Source organism: Streptomyces sp. NBC_00885, from assembly GCF_045207475.1.
Classification (GTDB): Bacteria; Actinomycetota; Actinomycetes; order Streptomycetales; family Streptomycetaceae; genus Streptomyces.
Genome location: NZ_CP108796.1, coordinates 6,084,792 through 6,099,489 on the forward strand (window position 1 = coordinate 6,084,792; position 14,698 = coordinate 6,099,489).

At 71.9% G+C, this 14,698-nt stretch carries 2 protein-coding genes; both read left to right on the forward strand.

The window, feature by feature from the left end; all coding sequences use genetic code 11:
• Nucleotides 1-304: 304 nt before the first annotated feature.
• A complete protein-coding gene (locus tag OHA61_RS27680) occupies nt 305-7,201 on the forward strand; it encodes an SDR family NAD(P)-dependent oxidoreductase (protein ID WP_406305298.1) in 6,897 nt (2,298 codons plus the stop codon).
• Nucleotides 7,202-7,306: 105 nt separating this feature from the next.
• Nucleotides 7,307-14,686: a beta-ketoacyl synthase N-terminal-like domain-containing protein gene (locus OHA61_RS27685; RefSeq protein ID WP_406305300.1), complete on the forward strand. Its 7,380-nt coding sequence runs from the start codon at nt 7,307-7,309 to the stop codon at nt 14,684-14,686.
• Nucleotides 14,687-14,698: the final 12 nt, after the last annotated feature.

Below are 14,698 nucleotides of genomic sequence, written 5' to 3' on the forward strand. Positions count from 1 at the left end.
GCGACCACGTCCGTACAGCCGCTCGCCGGCACGGCCCCAGAGCCTCGTCCCACGGGAGAGGCGAACCACAGCCCCGTCCGCCATCCCGTGGGACGAGACACCCGGCCGCGCCGAACGGTCCGAACGGACCCGTCGCGCACACCGCACCAGGCGACCCCTCCACGATGCGGACCCGCTGCAGCAACCGTCGCCGACCCTGGTCCGCCGCCCCCGAGGGCGCGCGCCGCCCGCCTCGGGCCGCCGGCCCCGTGCCACAGGCGCCGAGACCGAAGTCCCTGTTCGCCCAGATCCAGAGAGACTTGCCGTGAACTCTTCGCAGGAATCCGACCTCGACCGTCGGCTCGCCCGGGACCCCATCGCCATCGTCGGCCTCTCCGCGCTCTACCCCAAGTCCAGCAACGTGCAGGAATTCTGGGCGAACGTCGTCTCGGCCGCCGACTGCATCGACGATGTGCCCGCGGACCACTGGGACGTCGACGAGCACTACGACCCGGACCCCACGGTGCCGGACAAGACGTATTCCACGCGCGGCGGGTTCATCCCCGACGTGCCGTTCAACCCCCTGGAGTTCGGTCTTCCGCCGAACACGCTGGAGGTCACGGACGTCCTGCAGCTGCTGAGCCTGGTCGTCGCGCGTGATCTGCTCAAGGACGCCGGAGCCGACCAGCCCTGGTACGACGCCTCGCGCACCGGCGTCGTCCTCGGCATCACCGGCGCCAACCAGCTGACCCAGCCACTGACCGCACGACTCCAGAGCGGCGTGCTCAAGGAGGTCGTCCGCAGCTGCGGACTGTCGGCCAGGGACGCCGAGGAGATCGTCGCCAAGTTCCGCCTCGCCTACGCGCCGTGGGAGGAGAACTCCTTCCCGGGCATGCTCGGCAACGTGGTCGCCGGACGGGTCGCCAACCGGCTCGACCTCGGCGGCATCAACATGACGATCGACGCCGCCTGCGCCAGCTCGCTCGGCGCCGTCCGCACCGCCGCCAGCGAACTGCTCGAAGGCCGCTCGGACACGATGCTGGTGGGCGGCTGCGACGCCGAGAACACCATCTTCATGTACCTGTGCTTCAGCAAGACCCCGGCGCTGTCCAAGTCCGGGCGCATCCGGCCGTTCGACAAGGACGCCGACGGCACGCTGATCGGCGAGGGCATCGGCATGCTCGCGCTGCGCCGCCTCGCGGATGCCGAACGTGACGGCAACCAGATCTACGCGGTGCTGCGCGGCATGGGCACCTCCAGCGACGGCCGGTTCAAGTCCATCTACGCCCCCCGCAAGGAAGGGCAGATGGTCGCGCTGCGCCGCGCCTATGAGGACGCCGACTGCTCGCCGTCGAGCATCGAGCTGTTCGAGGCGCACGGCACCGGCACCGCCGTCGGCGACGCCACCGAGCTGAGCGCCCTGTCCGCCGTCGTGTCCGACGGCAACGAAAGCCGTCAGTACGCGGCCGTCGGCAGTGTGAAGTCGCAGATCGGCCACACCAAGGCCGCCGCGGGTGCGGCCGGTCTGATCAAGCTGGCGCTCGCGCTGCACCACAAGGTGCTGCCGCCGACCATCAACGTGGACGAGCCCAACCCAGCCATCGACTTCACCTCCGGGCCGTTCTACGTCAACACCGCCGCCCGGCCGTGGATCCGTGACCCCGAGCGGCCCAAGCGACGGGCCGCGATCTCCTCGTTCGGGTTCGGCGGCACCAACTTCCACATGGTCCTCGAAGAGCACGGCGACGGCGAAGACCTGCAGGTCAGCTACCCGGTCGCGGCCGTGCACCTGTGGCACGCCCCCGACACCCCCGCCCTCACCGAGCTCCTGGCCGCCGGTGCGCCCGCCACCGCGGGCCCCGCACCCGAGGGGCACGCCCGCGTCGCCCTGGTCGCCCGCACCGAGGACGAGCTGACGACGCTGCGCGAGCTGGCGCTCGGCGAGCTGCGCTCCCGGCCCCAGGCGCAGGCGTGGTCGCACCCCAAGGGTGTCCACTTCCGTAACTGGCCCGCACCGGCCGGCAAGGTCGCAGCCCTCTTCGCCGGCCAGGGCAGCCAGTACGTCAACCTCGGCCAGAGCGCCGTGATGGCGCTGCCGCCGCTGCGCGCCGCCTTCGACAAGGCCAACCAGTATTTCGAGGGCTCCGAGCCGCTGTCCCGCATCGCCTTCCCGCCGCCGCTCTTCGGCGACGACGTACGCACCGGGCAGGAAACCGCGCTGCAGGCGACCGCCTACGCCCAGCCCGCCATCGGCGCGCTGTCGGCCGGACAGTTCCGCTACCTCACCGAACTCGGCTTCACCGCCGAGGGGTTCCTCGGCCACAGCTTCGGTGAGCTGACCGCCCTGTGGGCCGCCGGCGCCCTCGACGACGATGCGTTCTTCGCGCTGGCCAGGGCCCGCGGCAAGGCGATGGCCCCGCCGCCGGAGACCGGCTTCGACGCCGGGGCGATGGCCGCGGTCTCCGCCCCCGAGGAGCGGGTGGCCGAACTGCTCGCCGACCGGGCGGGTCTGGTGGTCTGCAACCGCAACGCGGCCGACCAGATCGTGATCGGCGGCGGCACCGAGGAAGTGGAGCTCCTGGTCGCGGCGGCCAAGGCGGCGGGCCTGCGCGCCAGCCGACTGCCGGTGTCGGCCGCCTTCCACACCCCGTTCGTCGGCCACGCGGTCGACGCCTTCCGCAGCGACGTGGAGCGCTTCGAGGTCCGCCGGCCCAGCGGCACCGTCTTCGCCAACACCAAGGAAGCGGTCTACGGCGACGACGTGGCCGCCAACCGCAAGGTGCTGGCGGAGCAGCTGATCAACCCGGTCGACTTCGCCGCGCGTGTGGAGGAGATGTACGCGGCCGGGTTCCGGGTCTTTGTGGAGTTCGGCCCCAAGAGCGTGCTCACCCAGCTGGTACGCCGGATCCTCGGCGACCGCGAGCACACGGTCGTCAGCCTCGACGCCGGTCCCGGACGCGACGCGGACGTCGCGCTGAAGCAGGCTGTGGCCCAGCTCGCCGTCCTGGGACTGCCGCTGGCCACCACCGACCGCTACGTGGCAGCACCGGTGGAGAACGCGCCGGCCAAGGGCATGTCGATCCTCCTCAACGGCATCAACTACGTCTCACCCCAGCGCAAGGCGGCCTACCGCGACGCGATCGACAACGGCTACCGCATCGCGGTCCCGGCCACTCCGGCCGCTCCGGCCGCTCCGGCCGCTCCGGCGCCGTCCGCGCCCGCTCCGGTGCCGGCACCGGCGGCACATCAAGCCCTTCCGGCGTCCGCGGACCGGGGTCCGGTGCGGAGCCCCGGGACACCGTCACCGGCGCCGACACCGGCGACCGCCTCCGCCGCGACCGGCGTCGCCACCGCCACCGCCCTGGCCACCGCACCGGCACCCGCACCCGCTCCGGTTCAGGCGGCGCCCGCCCCCGCCCCCGCTCCCACCGTCATGGAGACAGCCCACGTGGACAGTGACCGCCTGGCCGATCTTGTGGCCGACCATCTTTCCCTGCACGACGAGTACCTCAACGGCCAGCTGCAGAGCGCCGAACGCCTCACCGGTCTGCTGGAGCGCGCCGCCGACCAGGGGCAGCTCGGCCAGGTGCTGGCCGGAGTCAACGCCGTCAAGGAGCACGGCCTGGACATCGGCCGCAGCCACCTGCGGGCGAACGAGATCCTGCGCGACCTGGCCGGACTGGAGCTGGGCAACGCCCCGGCCCCGACTCGCGCTGCCACGCCTCAGCAGATCGCACCGGCCGCCCTCGCCACGGCCCCCCAGGCCGTGACCCCTGCCCAGGTCCCGGCCGCGCTGACGGCGGCCCCGGTCTCGGCGGCCCCGGCTCCCGCCGCGCCGCAGGCTCTGCCCGCCGCTCCGGTCCCGGCCACCCCGGCTCCCGCTCCGGCGGCTGTCGTGGTCGCCCAGCCCGCGGTGGATGTCGAGGCCGCGCTGCTGGAGGTGGTCGGTGAGAAGACCGGTTACCCGGCGGACATGCTTGAGCTGGACATGGACATCGAGGCGGACCTCGGTATCGACTCGATCAAGCGGGTCGAGATCATGGGCGTATTGCAGGAGCGCCTGGGCGAGTCGGTCTCCGCCGGTCCCGAGCAGCTCGGTGAACTGCGCACCCTGCGCCACATAGTCGACTTCATGGCCGAGGCCGCGGGCTCTGCTCCCGCTCCGGCAACGGCGGTTGTGGCGGTTGCCGCGAAGCCCGCGGTGGATGTCGAGGCCGTCCTGCTGGAGGTGGTCGGTGAGAAGACCGGTTACCCGGCGGACATGCTTGAGCTGGACATGGACATCGAGGCCGATCTCGGTATCGACTCGATCAAGCGGGTCGAGATCATGGGCGTGATGCAGGAGCGCTTGGGCGAGACGGTTTCCGCCGGTCCCGAGCAGCTGGGTGAACTGCGTACGCTGCGCCACATAGTCGACTTCATGGCTGAGGCCGCGGGTACCGCTGCCGCCCCCGCTGCCTCGCAGCCCGCCGCCCCGGCTCAGACCGCAGCTGCGGCCGCCGCTCCGGCCGGCCCGGACGCCGCCGGTCTGGAGGCCGCGCTCCTTGAGGTCGTCGGTCAGAAGACCGGTTACCCGGCGGACATGCTCGAGCTGGACATGGACATCGAGGCGGACCTCGGTATCGACTCGATCAAGCGGGTCGAGATCATGGGCGTCATGCAGGAGCGGTTCGGCGAGCTGGTCGCCGCCGGTCCCGAGCAGCTCGGTGAACTGCGTACGCTCCGCCACATCGTGGATTTCATGGCGGGCGGCACTGACGCGTCAGTCGCCGCCCAGACCTCCGCGACCCAGGCCGCCGACGCGACCGCCCCCGAGCCCGCCGCCGACAACTCCCGCGCCGGTATCGGCCGGGCCCAGGCCGCGCTCGTCACCCTCGCCACCCCCGACCTGCTGGTCGGCGCCTACCCGGAGGGCTCGGGCGCGCTGGTCGTGGACGACGGTGCGGACCTCGCGCCGGTCGTCGTGAACCGCCTCATCGAGTCGGGCCGCCATGTGCACGTACTGCGGCTGCCGGGTGTGGCCCAGCGCGTCAGCGGCGTCAAGGACCACTCCCTGTCCGGTTGGGGAGTGACCGAACTCGCCGACCGGATGGAGGAGATCCTCGCCGACCGGATCAGCCTGGTCGTCGACCTCTCCGCCGCGCACGGCGGCGAGTGGACCGAATCAGTACGCCGCCTCGCCCACTCGCTGCTCGTCGCCAAGCACGCGTTCGAGCCGCTGAACACCGCGGCCACCGCGGGCCGGGCCGCCTTCGTCACCGTCACGCGTCTCGACGGAGCCTTCGGCCTCGGCGGGGTCGACGAGGAGCTCGCCCCCGCCGGCGGTGTGGCGGGCCTGGTCAAGACCCTGGCGGTGGAAGCGCCCCAGCTGTTCACCCGGGCTCTGGACCTCGCCCCCGCCCTCACCCCCGAGGCTTGTGCCGACCTCGTCCTGAGTGAGGTCCACGACGCCGTCACCGACACGGTGCAGGTGGGCCACGACGGTACGCGCCGGGTCGGCCTCACCCTCGCCGAGCGGCCGCTGACCGACACGGGCGCGGACATCGCGCCGCTCACCTCCGACGACGTACTGGTGGTCACCGGCGGCGGACGCGGCATCACCGCCGACTGTGTGATCGAGCTGGCCAAGCAGTACAAGCCCGGTCTGCTGCTGCTCGGCCGCACCCCGCTGGACGAGGAGCCGCAGTGGGCGCACGGCGTCGAGGCCGCCGCTCTCAAGGCCGCGGCAGCGGGCCAGTTGAAGGCCGCGGGCGAGAAGCCCACCCCCAAGCGGGTCGAGCAGCTCTACCGGGCCGTCGTCGGCGCCCGTGAGATCCGTAAGACCATCGAGGACGTACGAGCCGCCGGAAGCCAGGTCGAGTACCTGGCGGTGGACATCACCGACCCGGCCGCCGTCGCCACCGCCCTCGCCCCGCACAAGGAGCGCATCAGCGGCCTGGTGCACGGTGCGGGTGTCCTGGCCGACCAGCTGATCGCCAACAAGAAGGCCTCCGAGATCGAGCGGGTCTTCGCGCCCAAGCTGGCCGGGCTGCGCGCCGTGACCGCCGCGCTGCCCGCCGACGCACTGCGCCACGTGGTGCTCTTCTCCTCGGTCGCCGGATTCTTCGGCAACCGCGGCCAGTCGGACTACGCCATGGCCAACGAGGTCCTCAACGCCTGGGCGTCCTCCTGGAAGCAGCGCCACCCGGCCGCCCGCGTCACCTCGCTCAACTGGGGTGCCTGGGACAGCGGAATGGTCTCCCCGGAGGTCAAGGCCGTCTTCCAGGAGCGCGGCATCACGCTGATCCCGGCGGACACCGGAGCCCAGATGTTCACCGAGCAGTTCGCACCCGAGCACGCCGGGGACGTGGTGACCGTACTCGGCCCGACGACGCCCCTCTCGGAGCCGGAGCGGACCGTTCCCACGGCCACCGTCACCGTCGAGCGAAGCCTCGGCGAGCTGGCGGGCGACCCGATCCTCACCGACCATGTCATCGGCGACTCGCCGGTGCTGCCGGCGGCCGTCGCGCTCGGCTGGGCGATCGGCGCGGTCGAGCGGGCAGCTGCCACCGAGGTGTGCCAGGTCAGCGACTTCTCGGTCCACAAGGGCATCGTCTTCGACGGTACGCAGCCCGAGCAGGTCAGCCTGGCGATGACCCCGGCCGGGGACACCGTCAAGGTGGCCATCCGCGCGACCGACACCGAGGGAGTCGCACGACCGCGCTACGCGGCCGTCGTCGCCCCGGGGACCACGCTCGCCGATGCCACGGTCGCCGGACTGCCGGCGCTCGGCTCGGGCCGGGACGCCGCCGGCTTCTACAGCGACGGAACGCTCTTCCACGGACCTGCCCTGCGCGGTGTGCGCCGGGTGCTGGCCGAGGACGAATCCCGGCTGGTCCTCGAGTGCGAACTGCCCGAACTCCGGCCTGCCGGAGGCGCCTTCGGCGGCTCCCGCTTCGCTCCGGGTACGGCGGACCTGCTGCTCCAGGCGGGCCTTGTGTGGGTGAGGCTGTTCCGCGGCACCGCGGGTCTTCCCCTCTCCGTGGGCCGGGCCGATCTGCACCACCCGCTGCCGGACGGTGAGCCGTTCCTGATCGTGGTGGAGCCCGCAGCGTCGGGCAGCAGCATCGGCGCCTCGCTCACCATCACCGCCTGCGCCCCCGACGGACGGGTGCTCACCCGCTTCGACGGCGTATCCGTGGTCTCGGCCCCGCAGTTGGCGGCCAAGTTCATCAGCAGCTGATCGACGCTTCGTAGCTGACGCAAGCGATCGGGTCGGCCCGGACGGCGCTCACCGTGCCCCAGCCGTCCGGGCCGGCCGCCCCTCAGAAGGGACCCCAGAGCTCTCATGAGCAAGTACGCCATCGTTGGCCTCTCCTGCCTGTTTCCAGGAGCGGAGACACCTGCCGAGTTCTGGCAGAACCTCCGCACCGGGGCGGACAGCCGCAAGGAAGGGGGCGAAGAGGTCTTCGGCCCCGCCCTCGACGCCCGGGACACCGACCCCCAGCACGGCATCTACTGCAGCCGGGGCGGCTTCATCACAGACTTCGACTTCGACCCGTCCGGCTATCTCCTCGACCCCGGCCATCTCGCGGGGCTCGACCGCATCTTCCACTGGTCCCTGCATGTCGCCAGGGAGGCGCTGCGCGACAGCGGCAATGCGAACCGCCCCGAGATCCTGGCCCGTACCGGACTGATCCTGGGCAACTACTCCTTCCCCACGCCCACGTCCGCCGAGGTCAGCGTGCCGCTGGTCCAGGAGGCGGTGCTGGAGGGGCTGCGAGGGGCCGGACACCCGGCGCTCGGCGCGCTCGCCGACCAGGAGCGCCGTATCGACCGCGACGCTCTCAAGCCCGAGGACCTGCGGGTCAGCGGCTCCCCGTCGTCGCTCGCCGCCACCGCCCTGGGCCTCGGCGGCCCCCGCTACGCGCTCGACGCCGCCTGCTCGTCCGCGCTGTACGCGCTCAAGCTGGCCTGCGACCATCTCGCCGCCGGCCAGGCCGACCTGGTGCTGGCCGGCGGTGTGTGCGCGCCGGACCCGACGCTGATCCACCTGTCGTTCTCGGACCTGCAGGCCTACCCCCGCGACGGCTTCAGCCAGCCCTTCGACGACCGGTCCGGCGGCATCCTCACCGGCCAGGGCGCGGGCATGGTCGCCGTCAAGCGGCTGGCCGACGCGATGCGCGACGGCGACCGGATCCACGCCGTCGTCGACGGCATCGGCCTGACGAACGACGGCAGCGGACGCCATCTGCTGGTCCCGCAGGGCGGCGGCCAACTCCAGTCGTACGAGCTGGCGTACGAGCAGGCGGGCATCGACCCGACCACCATCGACTACCTGGAGTGCCACGCCACCGGCACCCCCATCGGCGACTCGACCGAGGCCGATTCGGTGGCCGCGTTCTTCGGCGACGCGGGCAAGGTCCCGCTGATCGGTTCGGTCAAGGGCAACATCGGCCACCTCCTCACCGTGGCCGGGCTCAGCAGCATGCTCAAGGTCATCCTGGCCATGGGCAACGGCCACATCCCGCCGACCACCGGCGTGGACCGCCCGGTCGCCTCCAAGGACGGACGCGTCGGCGATGACGTGCTGGTCCGCACGGGCCGGGAGTGGCCGCGCGGTGAGGAACCGCGCCGGGGAGCGGTCTCCGCGTTCGGCTTCGGCGGCACCAACGCGCATGTGGTGCTCTCCGAGCCGGTCGCCGAGACCGTCACCGAGGCGGCCGCGGCCACCGTGCCCGCCCTCGATGTGGTGGGCCTGGGCGCGCACTTCGGCTCCTTCGACTCCCTCGACGCCTTCGAGCGTGCCGTCCACGAGGGCAGCGACGCACTGGGCCCGCTGCCCGAGCGCCGCTGGCGCGGCCTCGACCAGACCCGCGGCGGCTCCCTGGAGCACGGCACCGGCGTCTCGCCCGACGCGCTCCCGCACGGTGCTTTCGTGGACGGGCTCGGCATCGACCCCGTAGACCTCAAGATCCCGCCGTCGGACCTGCGGACGTACAACCTCCAGCACGCGCTCGCCTCCAAGGTGGCCGACGAGGCCCTGCACGGCGCCGGCTTCAGCCGCGCCGTGGCTCAGGGCCAGACCGCTCCCGCACCGCGCCGGGTCGCGGTCGTGGTGGCCATGGAGATCGAGCCCATGACGCATCTGCGGCTCACCCGCCGCACGCTCGGGGCCTTCGTACGCGAGGAGTTCGAGCGGGCCGGAGTCGCGATCGACGAGGAGCAGCTGGCCGCGGTGACGGCGGTCGGCCGGGACGCGGTGGTCGACCCGATCGTCGCCAACGAGGTCCTCAGCTTCATCGGCAATGTGATGGCGAGCCGTATCTCCTCGCTGTGGAACCTGACCGGACCGTCCTTCACCGTCTCCTCCGACGGTTCGGGCACCGCCGAGGCCCTGGAGGTCGCACGGCTGCTGCTGCTCGACCCCAGCATCGAGGCGGTCCTCGTCGGAGCGGTCGACCTCGCGGGCTCGGCGGAGAACCTGCTGCTGCGGCCCGATGTGGTCGCCGAGGCCGGGCTGACCTTCGGCGAGGGCAGCCGTGGCCGCCGTATCGGCGAGGGCGCGGGCGCGATCGTCGTCACCCGCCCCGGTGAGTCCGAGTCGACGGTGTACGCGCGCCTGGACTCGGTCGCCATCCGGCATGCCGCACCGGTCGACGGCGCGGTGCCCGAGGCCGACGCGGCGACCCTCGCATCCGCGGCCGAGGCGGCGCTGACCGCCGCGGGCGTCACGGCCGCCGACATCGGCTATCTGGAGGCTCACGCCGGCGGCACCGACACCCAGGACCGGGCCGAGATCGCCGGACTGGCCCGGGTCTACCCGGCCGACGGCGGCAGTGTGGCCCTCGGCAGTGCCAAGGCGCAGATCGGCGACGCCGGTTGTGCCGCGACCATGGCCGGACTCATCCGGTCGGTGCTCTGCCTGCACCACGGCTATCTGCCCGGCACCAGCGGCTGGAGCCGCCCCGCCGGTGAGCTGGCCGACGACTTCGCCGCCTCCGCGCTGTACGTCCCGGACGCGTCCCGCCCGTGGCTGCGCGAGACCAAGGACGCCCGCCGGTACGCCGCCCTCAGCTTCATCGGCGCCTCCGGAGCCCACGGCCACCTCGTGCTTTCCGCCGAGGCCACCCGCGGCGCGGTCACGCAGAGCGACTGGCAGCACGCGGGCGGCCCCGTCGTACTGCCCCTGGCCGCCGACTCCTTCGAGGCCCTGCACGCCTCGATCGAGCAGCATCTGGAACTGCTCGAAGTCGCCGACCCGTACGCGCTGGCCCGCGAGGCGGCCCAGGAGCTTGCGGGCAGGAAGCTGCGCGCGGTCTTCGTGGGCCGTGGCCGCGCCGAGCTGCGGGCCCAACTGGAGCTCGCAGCAAGGGATCTGCCAGGCGTGCACGCCGAGGGCGGCGAATGGGCCACCCCGGCCGGGAGCTTCTTCACCGCCCGGCCCATCGGCCCCGACGGCAAGGTCGCGCTGGTCTACCCGGGTGCGTTCAACTCCTACCCCGGACTCGGCCAGGACTTCTTCCGGGCCTTCCCGGGGCTGCTCGACCGGTTCGAGGACCAGGCGGACGAGCCCGCGCTGCACCTTCGTTCCCGAGCCCTGTACCCGCGCACCCAGGTCACCCCGGGGCGGCGCGAACTGATGGGCCTGGAGGCCGAACTGGGTGAGGACATCCCGTTCATGCTCGCCACCGGAACCAGCTTCGCGATCCTCTACACGGACCTGGTCCGGGACGTGCTCGGCGTCCGGGCGCACGGCGGATTCGGCTACAGCCTCGGCGAGTCGAGCATGCTCTTCGCCACCCGGGGCTGGCTCCCCGAGAGCCGCCGCGACGAACTCATCAGCGATACGCCGATCTTCAAGGACCGGCTGTGCGGGCCGAAACGTACGGTGCGCGAGCACTGGGACCTGCCCGAGTCCGTGCCCGACGGGCAGGTGTGGGCCAGCCATGTGCTGCTCACCGACGCGGACACCGTCCGGGACGCGCTGACCCGCTACGACCGGGTCCACCTCACGCACATCAACACCCCCAACGAGCTGGTGATCGCCGGAGACCCGGCCCAGTGCAAGGCCCTGGTCAAGGAACTGGGCTGCCCCGCCGCGCGCTCTCCCGTCAACGCGGTCATGCACTGCCCGGTCGTCGACGCCGAAGTCGGCGGCCTGGCCGGTCTGAACGACTACCCCACTGGCTCGTTCGGCGATCTGGAGCTGTTCAGCGCCTACGACTACGAGGCGCTGCCGGGCCTGGCCCGCAAGGAGATCGCCCGGCGCATCGCCCACACCCTGCGTTCCCCGATCGACTTCCCGCGCCTCGTACAGGGCGCGCACGACCGCGGATTCCGCTACTTCCTGGAGGTCGGGCCCAGCGCGACCTGCTCGCGCTGGATCCACGACACGCTCGGCGACGCGGCCCATGTCGCGCTGCCGGTCGACCGGCGCGGGGCGTCGGCCACGAAGTCCGTCGCGCAGCTGGTGGCCCGCCTGGTCAGCCACGGTCTGGAACTCGATCTGAGGCCGCTGCTGGGCACCGCCGCGGACCAGGCTCCCGCCAGGTCCGCCCGCGCCTCCCGGTTCAAGGTCGGCGGCGGTGACCCCGTACCGGCGCGCGTCGCCCGGGGGATCGCGGCGACCCGCTCCGCGGCCGAGCCGGTTCGGGCACCGCAGCCCGTGGCCGCCGCGGCGGCACCCGCCAAGCCCGCCCCGACTCCCGCCTCTACTCCTGTCCCTGTTGCGCCCGCGCCCGTCCCGCCCGTACCGCCGGAGGACTCCGTCATGCCTGCCGACCCGACTCTCGCTGACGCGGAGGTCATCGCCTTCGACGGCACCCCGATCTCCTTCCTGCCGTGGGCGCCGCCCGCGGCGGGGGCACCCGAGCCCGCTGCCTCAGGACCGGTGCCCGCGGCACCGGTCGCCGTACCGGTCGCGCCGCCGGCTGCTCCCGCGGCTGCTCCCGCGGCGGCACCCGCCAAGCCCGCGCCCGCCACCGCAACGGCCGCCTCCGGGGACCCCGCCGCCGATCTGGTCCGGGAGATCCGCCAGCAGATGGTCGCCACCCACTCGGTGGTGATGGAGACCCAGCGCATCCTCCAGGGCGCCACGCTCAGCCGGATGGAGGCGCTCCTCGACGGAGCCACTGCTCCGGCACCCGCACCCGCCCCGCGCACCGCGGACCTCGCACAGCAGCCGGCCCTGACGGCGGCCGTGTCCGACCAGGCCGTACGCCCTGCCCTGCCTCCGGCCGCTCCCGCCCGCCCCGCGGCGCCCGCCGCGTCCGGCCCCGCCACGCCGCCGCCCCCGCCCGCAGACCGCGAGGTCAAGGAGGGCGTGATCAAGGAGGGCGTGATCTGGGACGAGGCGGATCTGCTGGAGTTCGCGGTCGGTTCCGTGGCCAAGGTCTTCGGCCCGGAGTTCGGTGTCGTGGACGGTTATGCCAAGCGTGTGCGGCTGCCCGCACCCCCGTACCACTTCGTCACCCGTGTCACGGAACTGAGCGGTACGACGGGTGAGTTCAAGCCCGCGACGATCACCACCGAGTACGACGTGCCCGAGGACGCCTGGTACGCGGTGGACGGCGGGGTGCCGCCGGCGGTGACCGTCGAGGCCGGGCAGTGCGACCTGCTGCTCGTCAGCTACCTCGGCATCGACTTCCGCAACAAGGGCGAGCGGGTCTACCGGCTGCTCGACAGCACGCTGATCTTCCGCGGCAATCTGCCCCGGGTCGGCCAGACCCTGCGCTACGACATTTCCATCGACCGGTTCGTCCACCAGGGCGAGACCACGCTCTTCTTCTTCAGCTACAAGTGCTACGCCGACGGTGAGCTGATCCTCGAACTCCACGACGCCTGCGCCGGGTTCTTCAGCCAGGCCGAGCTGGACACCCCGCTCGGCGTCGTGATGACGGAGAAGGAGAAGGCCGCCCGGGCCGCGCTGCCCAGGGGCTACTTCAAGCCCCTGGCCTACACGGAGAAGAACCATCTGACCTCCGAGGATCTGGAGCTGCTGGCCCAGGGCCGTATCGGTGAGGTGTTCGGCCCGGACCATGCGCAGGACCCGGGCATCAACCCGGCGATCCGGCTGCCCGACGCCAAGCTGCGGATGGTCGACGAGGTCACCATCGACCGCAAGGCCGGCCCGCGCGGTCTTGGCACGCTGAGCGCGGTCAAGAAGCTCACCCCGGACGCCTGGTACTTCACCTGCCACTTCCCGGACGACCATGTGCTGGCCGGCTCGCTGGTCGCCGAGGGCGCGGTGCAGCTGCTGCAGATCTACCTGATGCACCAGGGCATGCATCTGACGCTGCCGGACGCGGCGTTCCAGTGTGTGACCGACGTACCGATCGAGGTGCAGGTCCGGGGCCAGATCACCCAGCAGCACGAGGAGATCCGCTACGAGGTCGAGGTCATGGAGCTCACGCTCCTGCCGCGGGCCACGGTGATCGCCGACGTGCTGATCTATCTGGGCGACAAGCCGGTCATCAAGATGAAGGGCCTGGGCCTGCAGGTCCGGGAGAAGGAGGGCACGCCCTACCGTCCGGAGGCGGGTGGTGTGCCGCAGTTCCTGGGCCGCCGCAACCGGAACGGTGAGGCGGCGATGATCAACGAGATGCATCTGGCGCACGCCGCCAAGGGCCTGCTCGATGTCGCGATGGGACCGGAGTTCGAGGTCTACCGCAACAGCCGCGCGCCGTACATCCCCAATGGGGACTTCCAGTTCGTGGACCGGGTGATGTCCCTCAAGGGCACGCGCGGCGATCTGCGCAGCCCGGGCTCGGAGATGGTCACCGAGTACGACTCCCCGGCGGATGCCTGGTACTACGAGCAGAACTCCCACCCGCACATGCCGAACGCGATCTACATGGAGTCCTCGCTCCAGGCGGCGATCTTCCTGGGCTACTACCTCGGCGCGACCCTGGAACGCCCCGAGGAGCAGTACGCGATCCGCAATCTGGACGGCCGGGCGACGTTGGTCAAGGACATCGACCTGCGCGGCAAGACCATCCGTCACCATTCCAAGCTGCTGATGACCAGCGCGGTCTCGGGTGCGGTGCTGCAGAACTTCTCCTACGAACTGTCCGCGGACGGCGAGGTGTTCTACACCGGTGAGTCGCTGTTCGGCTACTTCAGCGAGGCGGCGCTGGCCAACCAGGTCGGCCTGGACAACGGCAAGTACGTCGCCCCCTGGATCGAGACGGCGAACGTCGACACCGCCAGGGTCCGCCGGATCGAACTGCCCGAGAACGCACCGGCGTTCACCGACCCGGCCGGCGGCCGGCTGCACCTTCCCGGTGGGCACTTCGCGCTGGTGGACCGGGTCGACCTGGTCGAGGACGGCGGCAACCACGGCAAGGGCTATCTGCACGGCTTCCGTGAGATCCGGCCCGACGAGTGGTACTTCGACTGCCACTTCCACCGCGACCCGGTGATGCCCGGCTCGCTCGGCGTCGAGGCGATCCTTCAGGCGATGCGCCTGTTCGTGATCGAGCAGAACCTCGCCGACGGCATGGAGCGGCCGCACTTCGCGATGGCCACCGATGTGGAGATGGCCTGGAAGTACCGCGGCCAGATCCTGCGCCACGACAAGGAGTTGCAGTTCGACGTGCACATCAAGGAGGTCCGGCGCGAGGCGGACCGCCTGCTGGTGATCGCCGACGCGGATCTGTCGAAGCCGGGGCTGCGCATCTACGAACTCACCGACGTGGCCATCGAGGTCCGTTCCGCCACCGCCTGACGGTCCGCACCC

Bases quoted from the DNA above. Each gene is read 5' to 3' on its own strand.
- OHA61_RS27685 (WP_406305300.1), top strand. From the start codon at position 7,307: ATGAGCAAGTACGCCATCGTTGGCCTCTCCTGCCTGTTTCCAGGAGCG.